This is a genomic window from Morganella sp. TYF_1 (assembly GCF_043105645.1).
Taxonomy (GTDB): domain Bacteria; phylum Pseudomonadota; class Gammaproteobacteria; order Enterobacterales; family Enterobacteriaceae; genus Morganella; species Morganella morganii_B.
The window spans coordinates 145790-161972 of the sequence record NZ_JBICLU010000027.1 but is presented as its reverse complement, the minus strand read 5'-3'; the positions used below and the strand labels follow the sequence as shown (position 1 = coordinate 161972).

Genomic DNA, 16183 nt, shown 5'->3' with positions numbered 1-16183 from the left:
GGTCACCATAAAAATCGCTTCAAAGAAAAGACATCCAGCCATCCTCATGGCTGGATGTCTTTTTGTTTTATAACTCTGTTGTACTAAGTGAGTTTGATATAGTGGGCTACCGCCCTGTCTATTTCCCCAAATTAATTTTTGCAAAATCAAACGGACTCACTACCCCTTCCCGATTAGCATCCAGAAAATCAGCCCACCACTGCAACATCAGTCTGCGCTCATCCAGATGCTGGGCTTTATGAATGTAAGCAGCACGTACTGAGTTACGTTCCATATGGCTCATTTGCCGTTCCACGGCATCCCTAGACCACAATCCAGACTCAATCAATGAACTACAGGCCATTGTTCTAAAACCATGTCCACAAACCTCTACCTTTGTGTCATAACCCATAACGCGCAGAGCCTTGTTCACCGTGTTCTCACTCATCGGTTTGCGATGGTCGTGATCGCCAATGAAAACAAAATCGCGATCGCCACTAAGTTTGTGTACCTGTTTAAGGATTGCTAACGCCTGACGAGATAACGGCACCAAATGAGGCGTACGCATTTTTGAGCCTCGCTGGGAGTGCTTCACCCCTTCAATAGCTTCTCGCTCTGCAGGTATCGTCCACATAGAGGTTTCAAAATCGATCTCAGACCAACGAGCAAAACGTAATTCACTGGAACGAATGAAGACAAGGAGGGTTAGCTCAACGGCAAGACGAGTCAAAGGTCTGCCGGTATAACTGTCAATGCGCTGAAGGAGTTCAGGAGTACGCTTCAACTCCAATGCTGGTCGATGCTGCCGGTTACTTGAAGCAACGGCACCAACCATCTCCTGCGCGGGATTGTAGTCGAGCAAACCACTCTGTACGGCATAACGCATAATTGCTGTAGTTCGCTGTTGCAGTCGTGACGCAACTTCAAGACGTCCAGACATCTCTACAGCTTTTATCGGAGCTAACAAATCCCGTGTTTTAAGTTCGGCAATATTACGTTTGCCAATAGCTGGAAAAAGATTGTCCTCCAGACTTTTCAGTACTCGTCGGCTATGTTCTTCCGACCACTTTTTATTTGTGGCATGCCACTCAATAGCAAGCTGTTCGAAAGTACGTGCTTCTTCCTGCTCAACCTTATCATTTTTCTTTTTATCTCCCGGATCGATGCCGTTTGCCAACAGCTTACGAGCATCATCACGACGAGCTCTGGCATCCGCAAGCGACACGTCAGGATAAACGCCTAAAGCCAGCATCTTTTGCTTGCCGTCAAAACGGTACTGCAAACGCCAGTACTTAGAGCCATTAGGGTGGACAAGAAGATGCATACCACTGCCATCAGTCAGCTTGTATTGCTTATCCGTTGGCTTGGCTGTTCTGACTTTGATATCTGTTAGAGCCATGCTTATGCCCTCCCTGTTGGTACAAGCATTATCGAACCGGAAATACCATCATCTGTACCAACATCTGTTGGTAGATGTACGTTGAAGTCGGTTGACCTTGAGAGAGTTAATATAGCGGGAAAGGTAGGTAAATACTGGATTTCAGGCACAAAAAAAGACGTCCGTTGACGTCTATTGATGTTCCGATGGTGCCGAAGGCCGGAATCGAACCGGCACGCCCGTGGGCGGTTGATTTTGAATCAACTGCGTCTACCAATTCCGCCACTCCGGCACAGAAGTGTGTTCTGGAAAACGTCGTTATTATACTTGCGGCACTCTGTGGTGCAACAACTATCACAGAGGCGGTTTGCTGAGTGGTTAAAAAGACGGCGTTTCAGCAGGATGCGGGATTTGTGCGGTGGCGGGAGAATCCCGCTTTATTTCCGCACTGAATAATAATATTTTTTTATTTGCCGCGATTGTGCCCCGGATGAATAGACATCAATACAATTGCTTATATAATCCTCTCCGGTTCCCGATAAATGTGAGGTGGGTATGGGCTTTGCCGGATGGGTTGCGACAGGTATTTTTATTGGTATTGTCATTGGTATCCTGTTACGTATCTTCAAAAAATAACTGACTTACAGTGTCATATCCCTGTGTCTGCATGGAAGGCTGTTGAATTATCATGAGTAAATTACACCGTCATATTGTGCGCCTGATGCCGTTGTCGCTGCTGGCTATCGCGCTGTCCGCCTGTTCTTCGCAGCCGGAGAAACACAGTACAGCGCCTGCCGAACGTCCGCCGCTTGACTGGTCTATTGTTGAAAGCAATCCGGAAGCGCTGAAGCTGGCACCGCAGCTGGTCGATGAGGTAGGTGAGAAAATTTTCGCCGAAACCGATGCCCGCGGTATGTTTATGGTGGTGATTGATAATAATGAAGTGTTTCACCGCAGCTACGGCGAGACCCGTCCCGGCAATGGTATTAAGCCACGGACGGATTCACTGATCCGCATTGCGTCCGTCAGTAAGCTGATGACCAGCGAAGTGATGGTGAAGATGGCGGATGATGGCCTGGTCAATCTCAATGATCCGCTGCAGAAATACAGTTATAAGCAGTCTTCCGTGCCGTCTTATAACGGCAAGCCGATCCGCCTGTTCCACCTGGCGAGTCATACCAGTATTCTGCCGCGTGAGCAGCCCGGCGGAAAGTGGGGTCGTCCGGTGTTTACCTGGCCGAGCCGTGATCAGCGCTGGACCTGGCTGAAAACCGCCAAACTGACGGCACAGCCGGGAACGGAAGCCGCGTATTCCAATCTGGCCTATGATTTACTGGCAGATGCCCTGGAAAAAGCCGGAAATCGTCCGTACAGCGAGCTGTTCCGCCACTATGTGACACAACCGGCGGGTATGAAAGATACGACCTATAATCCGTCTGCCGCGCAGTGTAAGCGGCTGATGGTCGGGTTTAAACCGAGTGATTGTTACAGCACGCTGGCGGCTATCGGCAGCGGCGGTGTGTATTCCACCCCGGCAGATATGCAGAAGTGGATGCAGCGCTTCCTCTCTTCCGGCAACACGCAGCGTAAAGCGACCGCCACCAAAGAGCAGACTATCTATTTTAAACGTGGTCATCTCAATGAGATCAAAGGAATGGATGTTGCCGGTGAGGCCGACGGTCTGGGTCTCGGCTGGGTGTATCTGGCACCGGTCGGGGAAATCCCCGCGATTTATCAGAAAACCGGCGGCGGCGGCGGGTTTAATACCTATATGGCGATGATACCGGAGAAAAATATCGGTGTGTTCGTGGTGATGACCCGCAAAGACGGCAGTAAATTCAGTCCGTTACCGAATGGTGTCAATGATCTGGTCCGCTCCCTGGCAGATCTGCATACCCGTAATTACCTGTGATACAAAAAAACATGCCCGCATCAGGCGCGGGCATGTTCTGTATATGCAGTGACGGTTTTCATCAGAAACCGATCCAGTAACCGGCTGTCGTGATAATACGGTGCTTCCGGTAACGGGTTCTCAGCCTCATCCAATACATCCTGTATCAGCCGGTCAACCGCCGGGCGCCGCACTCCATAGTGGCTTTCACCGGACGATGTTTTCAGTATCAGTAATTCTCTGATCTCAGCCAGCACATCCGTATCGGTTATCGTACCCGCCACCAGCGCGTCAAATGCCATCGGCGGCAGACCTTTCCCGGCGGCTATCCAGCGCAGTGCCATCACCGGCCTCAGAACATAAAAGTATTTTTTCAGCCTGACCTGCTCTGCCAGCAAATGCTCCTGTGTGTTGCGTTTTGCCATCGACAGGTAGTGATAGCGTGCCTTGCGCACAGAATAAAACTGCTCTGCAAGTGCTTTTATTTCCCCGGTGAAGGCTTCATCCTGATAATACACCACCGGTGAACTCAGCCACTCAATCAGCGCCGGGTTGGAGTTTCTCAGCAATCTCAGTGCCTTGGATAACTCCCAGCCGGCCACATCCAGCTCATCATCGATCGGTTTTTCAATCACATCCCGCTTTTTGTCGAGCGCGAGATACCACTCCGGCTGATGCACATAGATAAACCGCACATCATAGTCACTGTCGTGGGAGGCAAAACCCCACCCGCGACTGCCGGATTCACAGGCATAGAGCACTTTTACGCGGTGTGTTTTTTCGATTTGCGCCAGTGTCTCTTTTATCCGTTCCCGCATGGCAGCGGAGACGGCTCCGTCATATTTCTCACTCATTTTCTACCCCTTGACACACACCACCTGACGCAGTGTATGCACAATTTCCACCAGCGATGACTGCGCGGTCATCACCGCACCGATATCTTTGTACGCCATCGGGATCTCGTCGATCACATCGCTGTCCTTACGGCATTCCACATGGGCGGTGGCGCGCTGCTGGTCTGCCACCGAGAAACGTTTTTTTGCTTCGGTACGGCTCATTACACGGCCTGCGCCGTGGCTGCATGAGCAGAAGCTTTCTTCGTTTCCGCGTCCGCGCACAATGTAGCTTTTCGCCCCCATCGAGCCCGGGATGATCCCCATCTGCCCTTTTTGTGCCGATACCGCCCCTTTCCGTGTTACCAGTACTTCCTCACCAAAATGCTGTTCTTTCTGCACATAGTTATGGTGGCAGTTCACGGCTTCCTGCTGTGTGGTGAACGGTTTGGTGATCTCGCGGGATAGCGCTTCCAGCACGCGGTGCATCATCACTTCACGGTTATGACGGGCAAAATCCTGCGCCCAGCCGACTGCTTCCATATAGTCATTAAAATGCACACTTCCCTCTTCGAAATACGCCAGGTCGCGATCCGGCAGATTGGCAATGTGGGTCTGCATATCTTTTTGTGCCAGCGAGATAAACAGGTTACCAATGGCATTACCGACACCGCGTGACCCGCTGTGCAACATCACCCAGACGAAGTCTGCCTCATCCAGGCACAGTTCGATAAAGTGGTTCCCGGTTCCCAGCGTTCCCAGATGTTTGTAGTTGTTGGTATTACGCAGTTTCGGGTATTTATCGCAGATACGACGGAACTGTTCATCCAGCTGCATCCAGTGGTTATCAACGATATCCGGGACATTTTTCCAGGTTCCCTTATCCCGTCCGTGACGTTCGGTGGTGCGTCCGTGCGGTACCGCGGCCTCAATAGCAAAGCGGATATTTTGCAGGCTGTCCGGCAGGTCGGACGCAGTCAGTGAGGTTTTCACCGCGATCATTCCGCAGCCGATATCCACCCCGACGGCGGCCGGGATTATCGCGCCTTTGGTCGGGATCACACTGCCGATAGTCGATCCTTTTCCGACATGCACGTCCGGCATCACCGCCAGGTGTTTAAAAATAAAGGGCATTTTTGCCGTATTCTGCAATTGCAGCACCGCTTTCGGATCAACCGGCACACCGTTGGTCCACAATTTTACCGGCGCACTGTTTTCCTGAAGCAGTTCATTAAAATCACGATTTATCATTTTTACATTCCTTTCGTTTGGTACCGGTAGTATTGCGATAAGTGTGCCAGTTTTGTTTAATCGAGAAATATTTATTTATCATAATGATATTTAAAGAATAATTAATTACGCCGATTTTTGAGATAACATCCTGTCCTGAAATCCCGTATGCTGTTTTTATATTTTAATATCGCCTTTTATCCGGAAAGATAAATTATGTCATCCGCAAAGAAAAATGTTGTGATTGGTGTTCTCGGCACCGTGCTCGACCGGCGCGGCAAGAAAGCCAACCGCTGGCAGAAATGGCGACCGAGTATCGGGCTGTGTCAGCAGCCGGATCTGCATGTTGACCGCTTTGAGCTGGTTTATCAGCCGGGTGATATGCAGACCGCAGGCCGGGTAAAAGAGGATATAGAGCAGGCATCCCCGCAGACAGAAGTGATGCTGCGTGAGGTGGATATTGCCGATCCGTGGGATTTTGAGCAGGTGTATACCGCGTTGCTGGACTTTGCCACTCACTACCCGTTTGATACTGAAAATGAAGAGTATCTGGTGCATATCACCACCGGCACCCATGTGGTGCAGATTTGCTGGTTCCTGCTGACCGAAGCCAGCTATCTGCCCGCACGTCTTATCCAGACTGCACCGCGCCATGACGCACGGGATAACGATCCTGCCGGGGTGTATACCATTATTGACCTCGATCTCAGCCGCTATACACAGATCACCGGGCGCTTTCAGAAAGAGCAGCAGGCACAGGTCGCGTTTCTGAAGTCCGGTATTGCCACGCGCAATGCCGGGTTTAATACCATGATCGATAAAATCGAGCGTGTTGCTCTGCGCTCCTCCGCACCTGTTTTGCTGACCGGGCCGACCGGTGCCGGGAAATCATTCCTGGCACGGCGGATCTATGAACTGCGCCGCAGCCGCCATCTGGTAAAAGGGCGTTTTGTGGCGGTGAACTGTGCCACACTGCGCGGCGATAATGCTATGTCCGCCCTGTTCGGCCATGTGAAAGGGGCATTTACCGGGGCGGTTCAGGCGCGCGGAGGGCTGCTGAAAGAGGCCGACGGCGGGATTTTATTTCTGGATGAGATTGCTGAACTGGGTGCCGACGAACAGGCAATGCTGCTGAAAGCGATTGAGGAAAAACGCTTTTTCCCTTACGGTTCGGATCATGAAACAGAAAGTGATTTTTCCCTGATCGCTGGTACACACCGCAATCTGGCACAGCGGGTCAGCGAAGGACTGTTCCGGGAAGATTTATACGCCCGCATCAATATGTGGACCTTTGCCCTGCCGGGGCTGGCTCAGCGGCGCGAGGATATTGAACCGAACGTGGATTATGAGCTGGCGAAATACAGTCGTGATCAGCAAACCCGTGTCCGCTTTGATACTGATGCCAGACAGCACTATCTTGCCTTTGCCTGCTCATCACAGGCTTTGTGGCGCGGTAATTTTCGTGAACTGAGCGCCTCTGTCACGCGGATGGCAACCTTTGCGGAGAACGGGCGGATCACCACCGCACTGGTGCAGGAAGAAACCGGACGGTTGAAGAGCCAGTGGCACAGTACGGAAACAGCGGTGACGTTGCCTGCCGGGGTGGGTGAAATTGATTTATTTGATCGTCAGCAACTGGAAACCGTCATTGCCGTCTGCCGCCGATCACAGACACTTTCTGATGCCGGACGCACACTGTTTGCCGTTTCCCGTCAGCAGAAAAAACAACCCAATGATGCTGACCGGCTGCGAAAGTATCTGGCCCGATTTAATCTCAGCTGGGAACAGATTTCCGGCCGCTGATATGACAGAGCCGGTCAGCATACACTGACCGGCTCTGTATACCGATATCCGTAACTGCTGGTTACTTACGTTTGATCAGCATATACAAGCTGATCGCCAGGAACAGCAGGCTCGGCAGCAGTGCGCCCAGGAATGGCGGGAACTTGTAAGTGAGACTGAGGGAGCCGAAAATTTCATTGGAAACGTAGAACACGAATCCGCAGGCAATCCCCGTCACTACCCGCACCCCCATCGCTACGGAGCGCAGCGGCCCGAAGATAAACGACAGTGCCATCAGCATCATCACGGCTACGGAAAGTGGCGCAAACACCTTTTTCCACAGGTTCAGCTGATAACGCCCCGCATCCTGTCCGCTCTGCTGTAAGTAATCAACATACTGATACAGGCCGCTTATCGATAATGCTTCCGGGTCCAGTGCCGCTACACTCAGTTTTTCCGGTGTCATCTGCGTCTGCCAGGTCATTGACAGCTTCTGCTCACCGGTAATCACATAGATATCTTTCAGCACTGATTCCTGCACCTGGCTCAGTGTCCAGGTACCGGAATCCGAATTGTAATCCGCCGCCGCCGCACTGAGGATGGATTTCAGTTTATGGTCACCGTTCATCCGGTACAGTGTGATGCCCTTCAGCTGCGTCTCACTGTCAACGCGCTGAATATAAATAAAGTCACTGCCGTCTTTGGCCCACATTCCGCGGTTGGTCGCCAGCAGCGAAGCACCGTTTGTTTTCTGTGCGCGGTAGTTGCGTGCCCACTGTTCACCGGACGGCGCCAGCCATTCACCGACAATCATGGTCAGGATCACCAGCGGGATAGCGGTTTTCATCACCGAACCCGCCACCTGGAGACGACTGTAGCCGGAAGCCTGCATCACCACCAGCTCACTGCGGGTCGCCAGCGCGCCCAGTCCCATCAGTGCCCCGAGCAGTGCAGCCATCGGGAAGAAAATCTGAATATCCTTGGGGATACTCATGATGGTATACAGCCCGGCATCCCAGGTGGAGTATTCCCCCTGGCCGACTCTGCGCAGCTGATCGACAAATTTGATAATCCCGGATAATGACACCAGCATAAACAGGGTCATCATAATGGATTGCAGAATCGTCCGCCCGATGTAGCGGTCAAGAACAAGTACTTTAAACATCAGGCAACCCCCTGAACACGGGCAGAGCCAAAGCGCAGACGGCGGACGGCTGTGGTATTCCACAGATTCAGCACCACCGCGAGAGCCAGATAACTGAGATTAACCACCCACGGCCAGACCATCGGATCCAGCCTGCCCTTCTCGCCGCTTGAACGCAGCGAACTTTGTAACAGGAAGAAAATCAGATACAGCAGCATTGCCGGCAGCATACTCAGCACCCGGCCCTGACGCGGGTTCACCTCGGAGAGCGGCACCACCATCAGTGCCATCACCACCACGGAGAAGATCAGGGTCAGACGCCAGTGGAACTCCGCGCGGGCGGCTTTGTCTGTCTCTTTCCACAACTCAGACAAGGTCATCTGCTGGTAGTTACTGTCACCGGTTTTTGCATCACGGTGATCAACAATCGCCTGATAATCGGTAAAATCCGTGATCCGGAAATCGCGCAGATACGCGGTACCCTCATAGCGGGTGCCTTTATCCAGCACCACCACCTGATTACCGTTCTCTTTTTCGGTCATATGTCCGCTGTCCGCCACCACAATGGACGGGCGCTGTTCGTTTCTCGCCCAAATCTGGGCAATAAAGACATTACTGAAGCGGTTACCGTCCACATCCCCGAGATAGAGCACCATACTGCCGTCATCAGAGACTTTAAACTGCCCGCCGACCATCGCCGTCACGCCCGGGTTGGCTTTGACTTCCTCCAGGACCTTTTCCTGATACTGGGATGACCACGGGATCAGCCAGACCACGTTGACAGCGGCCACAACGGCGGTAAAGAACGCCAGGATCATGGCCGCTTTCACCAGGACATTATTACCCAGACCACAGGCATGCATCACGGTGATTTCGCTTTCAGTATAGAGTTTACTGTAGGTCATCAGCAGCCCGAGGAAGAGGCTCAGCGGCAGAATAAGCTGCGCCATCTCCGGGATACCCAGCCCCAGCAGCGACACGACGAGTCCGGCCGGGATGCTGCCTTCAACGGCGGCACCCAGGACTTCAACCAGTTTTTGACAAAAGAAGATAAGCAACAGGATAAACAGAATCGCAATCTGTGCTTTTAATGTTTCTCTTACCAGATATCTAATAATGATCACGCTTAATACGCCTGTGAAAACTTGTGTTTTTGCATGAAAATAGCTAACTTCGTTCTGTGTTGACTATTTGTGTGCATTATTTTGCCGGCCTGAGGATGATTCCGGTATCAGACTACGTTTTTTCCTTCCTGTCAGGAAAGAAACGGAATGTTCATGAGATTCAGGACTCATAAAGTGCGCACACAGCTTATCATAAACTGTTTATAATCGATGGTGCAGATTAGTGCGAACGCTATATTTTAGCGGCAGCAGATGTCTTTGTCTTTAAGATTCAGGAGAGCGCATGGAGTTTAGTGTAAAAAGCGGCAGCCCGGAAAAGCAGCGCAGTGCTTGTATTGTGGTCGGGGTTTTCGAACCGCGTCGTCTGTCTCCTGTCGTGGAGCAGCTCGATAAAATCAGCGACGGCTACATCAGTGCTCTGCTGCGCCGCGGCGAGCTGGAGGGCAAGGTCGGGCAGTCACTGCTTCTGCACCATGTCCCGAATGTCCTGTCCGAGCGTATCCTGTTAATCGGCTGCGGGAAAGAACGTGAACTGGATGAACGCCAGTACAAACAGATTATCCGGACGACCATCAATACCCTGAATGAAACCGGGTCAATGGAAGCCGTCTGTTTTCTGACCGAGTTACATGTCAAAGGCCGCAATAACTACTGGAAAGTCCGGCAGGCGGTCGAAACAGCCAAAGAATCTCTCTATGTCTTTGATCAGCTGAAAAGTAACAAAACCGAATTACGCCGTCCGCTGCGCAAGCTGGTCTTCAATGTACCGACCCGCCGCGAACTGCCGACCGGTGAGAAAGCAATCAGCCACGGTCTGGCGATTGCCGCCGGTATCAAAGCCGCGAAAGATCTGGCCAATATGCCGCCGAATATCTGTAATGCTGCTTATCTGGCATCTCAGGCGCGTCAGCTGGCAGACAGCAACTCTCCGGTGCTCAGTACCCGGGTGATCGGCGAAGAGCAGATGAAAGAGCTGGGGATGCTGGCCTATCTGGCTGTCGGCCAGGGGTCACGCAATGAATCCCTGATGTCGGTGATTGAATATAAAGGCAATCCGGATCCGGAAGCGCGTCCGATCGTGTTAGTCGGCAAAGGCCTGACCTTTGACTCCGGCGGTATTTCCATCAAACCGGCTGACAGCATGGATGAGATGAAATACGACATGTGCGGCGCGGCAACCGTCTACGGTGTGATGCGTGTGGTCGCTGAGCTGGGTTTACCACTCAATGTGATCGGGATTCTCGCAGGCTGTGAAAACATGCCGGGCGGCAATGCCTATCGTCCGGGGGATATCCTCACCACCATGTCCGGCCAGACGGTGGAAGTGCTCAATACCGATGCGGAAGGCCGCCTGGTACTGTGTGACACCCTGACCTACGCCGAGCGTTTTGATCCGGAAACCGTGATCGACATCGCCACACTGACCGGTGCCTGTATGGTCGCACTCGGTAACCACTTCAGCGGCCTGATGGCAAACCACAATCCGCTGGCGCACGAGTTACTGAATGCCTCTGAACAGGCGGGTGACCGCGCATGGCGTCTGCCGCTGGCAGAAGAGTTCTACGAGCAGATCGAGTCTAATTTTGCGGATCTGGCAAACACCGGCGGCCGTCTCGGCGGCGCTATCACCGCGGGCTGCTTCCTGTCCCGTTTTGCCACCCGTTATAACTGGGCACATCTGGATATCGCCGGAACCGCATGGCGCTCCGGAAAAAATAAAGGTGCAACAGGCCGTCCGGTTGCACTGCTGTCACAATTCCTGTTAAATCGTGCGGGTATCAGCACCGACGACTGACCGGAATTGCCGGGCCCTTGCAGCCCGGAAAAAGCATAAAGGTCACGGGGGATTGTGCTATCCTGAGCAATCCCCTTTTCTGCTATCAGAGATATTATGAAAAACGCCACCTTCTACCTGATGGAACAGCCATCCCCGTTTGATGACCTTGAGGCCCATGAGTGGCTGACCTGTCATCTGGCGGGTGAAGCCTGGCGCAACGGAAAACGGGTGCTTATCGCCTGTGAGTCACAACAGCAGGCGGAAAAACTGGATGAAGCCCTCTGGGCGCGGGAGCCCGATGCCTTTGTTCCGCATAATTTAGCCGGGGAGGGGCCGCGTTACGGCGCACCGGTCGAGCTGTGCTGGCCGCAGAAACGGGGAAACTCCCCGCGTGATTTGCTGATAGCCCTGCTGCCGCAGTTCACAGATTTTGCGACAACCTTCCGTGAAGTGATAGACTTTGTGCCTATCGATGAACACTTAAAACAGTTGGCGCGCGAGCGATATAAAATCTATCGCAGCGTCGGCTTTACGATGACCATGGCCACGCCGCCAGCTTACTGATAAACAAAGATTAAAAATGGAAAAGACAACCGACAACCAACAGGCCTGCGAGCCGTCCCTGGATAAAACCTATAATCCAACGGAAATCGAAGGTCCTCTTTATACCCACTGGGAAAAAAGCGGCTATTTCAAACCAAACGGCAGAACAGACAAAGAAAGCTTCTGTATCGTGATCCCGCCGCCGAACGTCACCGGTAACCTGCATATGGGCCATGCTTTCCAGCAGACCATTATGGATACCATGATCCGCTACCAGCGCATGCAGGGCAAAAACACCCTGTGGCAGTCAGGGACTGACCATGCCGGTATCGCGACACAGATGGTTGTTGAACGCAAGATCGCCGCAGAAGAAGGCAAAACCCGTCACGATTACGGCCGCGAAGGCTTTATCGATAAAATCTGGGAATGGAAAGCGGAATCCGGCGGTAATATCTCCAACCAGATGCGCCGTCTGGGTAACTCCGTGGACTGGGAGCGCGAGCGCTTCACCATGGACGACGGCCTGTCAGCTGCGGTAAAAGAGGCGTTTGTCCGCCTGTATAAAGATAACCTGATTTACCGCGGCAAACGCCTGGTTAACTGGGACCCGAAACTGCACACCGCAATTTCTGACCTGGAAGTGGAAAACCGCGAAGTCAAAGGCTTCATGTGGCATATCCGTTATCCGCTTGCGGACGGCGCGAAAACCGCAGACGGTAAAGATTACCTGGTGGTCGCCACCACGCGTCCGGAAACCATGCTCGGTGATACCGGCGTGGCCGTTAACCCGGAAGATCCGCGTTACAAAGATCTGATCGGCAAAGAAATCATTCTGCCGATCGTCAACCGCCGCATTCCGATCCTCGGTGATGAACACGCGGATATGGAAAAAGGCACCGGTTGTGTGAAAATCACCCCGGCACACGACTTCAACGACTATGAAGTCGGTAAACGCCACCAGCTGACCATGATTAACATCATGGACTTCGACGGCAACATCCGTACCGAAGCAGAAGTATTTGATACCAACGGCGAAGTGACTGACGCCTGCAGCAGTGAAATCCCGGCCGCTTACCGTGGCATGGAGCGTTTCGCCGCCCGTAAAGCGATCGTTAAAGAGTTCGAAGAGCTCGGCCTGCTGGAAGAGATCAAACCGCACGACCTGACCGTACCTTACGGCGATCGCGGCGGCGTGGTTATCGAACCGATGCTGACCGACCAATGGTATGTGCGCACTGCCCCGCTGGCGAAAGAAGCCATCAAAGCGGTGGAAGACGGCGACATCCAGTTCGTGCCGAAGCAGTACGAAAACATGTACTTCTCCTGGATGCGTGATATTCAGGATTGGTGTATCTCCCGTCAGCTGTGGTGGGGCCACCGTATCCCGGCCTGGTATGACAATCAGGGCAACGTATATGTCGGCCGCGACGAAGACGAAGTCCGCCGCGAAAACAATATCCCGGCGATGGTTGAACTGCGCCAGGATGAAGACGTGCTGGACACCTGGTTCTCCTCCGGTCTGTGGACATTCTCCACCCTGGGCTGGCCGGAAAACACCCCGGAACTGAAAGCATTCCACCCGACCAGCGTACTGGTCAGTGGCTTCGACATCATTTTCTTCTGGATCGCCCGCATGATCATGATGACCATGCACTTCATCAAAGATGAAAACGGCAAATCGCAGATCCCGTTCAAAACCATCTACATGACGGGTCTGATCCGTGATGAGGAAGGTCAGAAGATGTCGAAATCCAAAGGGAACGTAATTGACCCGCTGGATATGATCGACGGTATCTCTTTGCCTGAACTGCTGGAAAAACGCACCGGTAATATGATGCAGCCGCAGATGGCGGAAAAAATCGCCAAACGGACTGAAAAACAGTTCCCTGAAGGGATCGAAGCACACGGTACCGATGCCCTGCGCTTTACCCTGGCGGCGCTGGCCTCTACTGGCCGCGATATCAACTGGGATATGAAACGTCTTTCCGGTTACCGTAACTTCTGTAACAAGCTGTGGAACGCCAGCCGTTTCGTGCTGATGAATACCGAAGAGAAAGACTGCGGTCTGAACGGCGGTGAGATGGAATTTTCCCTGGCCGACCGCTGGATCCTGGCAGAATACAACAATACCGTGAAAGCCTACCGCGAAGCGCTGGATACCTACCGCTTTGATATTGCATCCAATATTCTGTATGAATTCACCTGGAACCAGTTCTGTGACTGGTATCTTGAGCTGTCCAAACCGGCCGTTCATAAAGGTACCGATGCCCAGAAACGTGCAGCACGTCATACCCTGATCACGGTACTGGAATCCCTGCTGCGCCTCGCACACCCGATTATTCCGTTTATCACGGAAACTATCTGGCAGCGCGTGAAAGTGGTTACCGGTGCGGAAGGCGATACCATCATGCTGCAGCCGTTCCCGGAATACGATGCTTCTCTGAATGACGAGCAGGCACTGCGTGACCTGGAGTGGATCAAAGAGACAATCGTTGCGGTACGTAATATTCGTGCTGAAATGAATATCGCACCAAGCAAGCCGCTGGAAGTGATGCTGCGCGGGGCAAGTGCTGATGCACAGCGCCGTGTTGCGGAAAACAGTAACTTCCTGAAAGCGATGGCGCGTCTGGAATCCGTCCGTGTGATGGCCGAAGGCGAAACGGCACCGGTTTGCGTGACCAAGCTGGTGGAAGGCGCGGAAATCCTGATCCCGATGGCTGATCTTATCAATAAAGACGACGAACTGGCGCGTCTGGATAAAGAGCTGGAAAAAACGGAGAAAGAGATCGCGGCTATCGAAGGCAAACTGGCGAATGACGGCTTTGTCAGCCGTGCGCCGGAAGCAGTCGTAACCAAAGAGCGCGAGCGTCTTGCGGCAAATCGTGAAGCGAAAGAAAAACTGATTGCTCAGAAAGCGACGATCGCTGCATTGTGATCCTGACGGAATGAGTAGCAAAACCAGCCTCCGGGCTGGTTTTTTTTTGCATAAAAAACAGGCACGGGTTCTTGCTGGTTATCCGGATTATGCTATATTTAAATCACCTATATAACCATGCAGGGAGAAACCCGATGAATGCCTTAACGCAACACCCCGGTGTATCTGCTCTGGTTGGTACACCACAGGAAATCAAACAGTATCTGGCAAAATCCAAAGCAGACAGTGTGCTTGTTGTCTCTGTCAGTCAGCAGGAGAACCCCGGCTGTATACGTTGTCTGTTTGATAATCTGACCGCAATCGCCTGCTCAATGGCTGATGTGCTCAGTCAGGAGCCGGAAAAACAGGCACTGGAAAAAATTGTCAGCGCTCTGCTGCCACCGGAACCGGTGCCGCCTGCACTGCTGAAAGAAGCTGCAATGCTCGCCCGTGCCCGAAAAGCCGTGCTGGAAAGCGGACACTGGCTGACAGCGGCAGACATTGCCGGTCTCGCGGGATTCAGTACAACCAACCCCGCCGCACAGCCGAATAAATGGAAAAAACAGGGGCGGATTTTTGCGGTACGCCACAATAATGCTGATTATTTTCCGGATTATGCTCTCGATCAGCGCGCCGGGTTCCGTCCGCTTAAAACCATGGCACCGCTGATTGAAATCCTCAGCTCACAGAAAGATGCCTGGGGAATGGCATACTGGTTTATGTCTCTCAACAGTTTCCTCGGCGGACAGCGACCGCAGGATTTACTGCTCTCCGCACCGGAAAAAGTCATTGCCGCCGCACAGGATGAAATAAACGGAGTTACTCATGGATGACAGTCACCCGACCTCAGAGCGGGACAGCAAACCGCCGGCGGACAGCGGTAATCCGTTGTCCGTTCCCGCGCCTCACCATCCCCTGCGGATAACCAGAACGCCTCTTCCTCCGGATACACTGCTTCACCGCATTCACAATGAAAAATACCACGCCTGTCAGTTCAACCCCGGACTTCACGGTAATGCCCGTTTCAGCCCGGTATCTGACAGTGCCGGTTCACCAATTCCTTCTCTCTATGGTGGTCTGACGCCCGCCTGCGCCATGATGGAAACCATTTTTCACGATATCCCCTGTGCCCCCGGTTTTAAAACCCTGGATAAAAACAAACTCTGCGGACTGATGCTTTCTGCGCTGACAGTAACCCGTGAACTGACGCTGGCGGATCTGAGCAGCATTGCGCTGCGCAAACTGGGGGTCAGCCGCAGACAGCTGATTGAGACGGAAAAATGTGATTACCCGTCCACCCGTCTGTGGGCGCAGGCTATTCACCGGCAATGTGCTGATATTCAGGGGCTGTCATGGATTTCACGCCAGGATGATTCTGCCCGTGCTGTAATACTGTTCGGCGATCGCATATCCGCCGGTATTCTTCAGCCTGCCGGAGGATCCCGCCCGCTGCTGACCGACCCGGCACTTTTTTCAGAGATCCTCAGCCTGGCCGATAAACTTGATGTTCTGCTCATCCCCGGGGCAGGATAAAAACAATCCCGGTTATCCCCCATTCTGCGTGTTTACTTTGCGTGATAATTATTTA

General features: G+C 52.8%; 12 protein-coding genes and 1 tRNA gene. 7 read left to right on the top strand and 6 right to left on the bottom strand.

The genetic code is table 11. The features are described 5' to 3' along the window. Positions 1-118: 118 nt before the first annotated feature. Both ACF8OF_RS19410 and ACF8OF_RS19405 read right to left on the bottom strand, forming a co-directional pair. Positions 119-1378, bottom strand: a complete 1260-nt coding sequence (locus ACF8OF_RS19410) for a tyrosine-type recombinase/integrase (protein WP_392497427.1) — start codon at positions 1376-1378, stop codon at positions 119-121. Between the two features lie 186 nt (positions 1379-1564). Then, positions 1565-1649, bottom strand: a tRNA-Leu gene (locus tag ACF8OF_RS19405). 396 nt (positions 1650-2045) lie between these two features. On the opposite strand from ACF8OF_RS19405, the gene ampH reads away from it, so the two are divergent. Then, positions 2046-3269, top strand: a complete 1224-nt coding sequence (gene ampH, locus ACF8OF_RS19400) for a D-alanyl-D-alanine-carboxypeptidase/endopeptidase AmpH (protein ID WP_279798722.1) — start codon at positions 2046-2048, stop codon at positions 3267-3269. 20 nt (positions 3270-3289) lie between these two features. On the opposite strand, the gene ACF8OF_RS19395 is transcribed toward ampH, so the two are convergent. Together ACF8OF_RS19395 and ACF8OF_RS19390 are read right to left on the bottom strand one after the other, a co-directional pair. Beyond that, complete coding sequence (locus ACF8OF_RS19395; protein WP_392497424.1) at positions 3290-4102, bottom strand: nucleotidyltransferase domain-containing protein; 813 nt, start codon at positions 4100-4102, stop codon at positions 3290-3292. A 3-nt stretch (positions 4103-4105) separates the two neighbouring features. Then, a complete protein-coding gene (locus tag ACF8OF_RS19390; protein WP_392497423.1) occupies positions 4106-5332 on the bottom strand; it encodes an RtcB family protein in 1227 nt (408 codons plus the stop codon). A gap of 195 nt (positions 5333-5527) precedes the next feature. Between ACF8OF_RS19390 and rtcR the strand changes: the two genes are divergently transcribed. Then, positions 5528-7114, top strand: a complete 1587-nt coding sequence (gene rtcR / locus ACF8OF_RS19385; protein WP_392497421.1) for an RNA repair transcriptional activator RtcR — start codon at positions 5528-5530, stop codon at positions 7112-7114. 61 nt (positions 7115-7175) lie between these two features. Here rtcR and lptG read toward each other — a convergent pair whose 3' ends face one another. Beyond that, positions 7176-8258 carry an LPS export ABC transporter permease LptG gene (gene lptG, locus ACF8OF_RS19380; RefSeq protein ID WP_262861510.1) on the bottom strand — a complete coding sequence of 361 codons (1083 nt, stop codon included), beginning with the start codon at positions 8256-8258 and terminating at the stop codon, positions 7176-7178. Next, entirely contained in the window at positions 8258-9361 is a 1104-nt protein-coding gene (gene lptF / locus ACF8OF_RS19375) for an LPS export ABC transporter permease LptF (protein WP_262861511.1), read from the bottom strand. Before lptF ends, lptG begins: the two co-directional genes overlap by 1 nt. A 283-nt stretch (positions 9362-9644) precedes the next feature. Here lptF and pepA point away from each other — a divergent pair, with 283 nt between their 5' ends. From pepA to ACF8OF_RS19350, 5 genes are all read left to right on the top strand, one after another. Beyond that, positions 9645-11156, top strand: a complete 1512-nt coding sequence (pepA, locus tag ACF8OF_RS19370) for a leucyl aminopeptidase (protein WP_004234614.1) — start codon at positions 9645-9647, stop codon at positions 11154-11156. A gap of 96 nt (positions 11157-11252) precedes the next feature. Beyond that, a complete protein-coding gene (locus ACF8OF_RS19365; protein ID WP_214181675.1) occupies positions 11253-11702 on the top strand; it encodes a DNA polymerase III subunit chi in 450 nt (149 codons plus the stop codon). A gap of 58 nt (positions 11703-11760) precedes the next feature. Next, positions 11761-14616: a valine--tRNA ligase gene (locus tag ACF8OF_RS19360; protein WP_279798754.1), complete on the top strand. Its 2856-nt coding sequence runs from the start codon at positions 11761-11763 to the stop codon at positions 14614-14616. 134 nt (positions 14617-14750) lie between these two features. Further along, positions 14751-15428 carry a hypothetical protein gene (locus ACF8OF_RS19355; protein WP_392497418.1) on the top strand — a complete coding sequence of 226 codons (678 nt, stop codon included), beginning with the start codon at positions 14751-14753 and terminating at the stop codon, positions 15426-15428. Continuing rightward, positions 15421-16128: an RES family NAD+ phosphorylase gene (locus tag ACF8OF_RS19350; protein WP_392497416.1), complete on the top strand. Its 708-nt coding sequence runs from the start codon at positions 15421-15423 to the stop codon at positions 16126-16128. Before ACF8OF_RS19355 ends, ACF8OF_RS19350 begins: the two co-directional genes overlap by 8 nt. Positions 16129-16183 lie beyond the last annotated feature (55 nt).

Coding starts and splice junctions, on each gene's coding strand:
- ACF8OF_RS19410 (WP_392497427.1), bottom strand. CDS start 1,378: ATGGCTCTAACAGATATCAAAGTCAGAACAGCCAAGCCAACGGATAAG.
- ampH (WP_279798722.1), top strand. CDS start 2,046: ATGAGTAAATTACACCGTCATATTGTGCGCCTGATGCCGTTGTCGCTG.
- ACF8OF_RS19395 (WP_392497424.1), bottom strand. CDS start 4,102: ATGAGTGAGAAATATGACGGAGCCGTCTCCGCTGCCATGCGGGAACGG.
- ACF8OF_RS19390 (WP_392497423.1), bottom strand. CDS start 5,332: ATGATAAATCGTGATTTTAATGAACTGCTTCAGGAAAACAGTGCGCCG.
- rtcR (WP_392497421.1), top strand. CDS start 5,528: ATGTCATCCGCAAAGAAAAATGTTGTGATTGGTGTTCTCGGCACCGTG.
- lptG (WP_262861510.1), bottom strand. CDS start 8,258: ATGTTTAAAGTACTTGTTCTTGACCGCTACATCGGGCGGACGATTCTG.
- pepA (WP_004234614.1), top strand. CDS start 9,645: ATGGAGTTTAGTGTAAAAAGCGGCAGCCCGGAAAAGCAGCGCAGTGCT.
- ACF8OF_RS19365 (WP_214181675.1), top strand. CDS start 11,253: ATGAAAAACGCCACCTTCTACCTGATGGAACAGCCATCCCCGTTTGAT.
- ACF8OF_RS19355 (WP_392497418.1), top strand. CDS start 14,751: ATGAATGCCTTAACGCAACACCCCGGTGTATCTGCTCTGGTTGGTACA.
- ACF8OF_RS19350 (WP_392497416.1), top strand. CDS start 15,421: ATGGATGACAGTCACCCGACCTCAGAGCGGGACAGCAAACCGCCGGCG.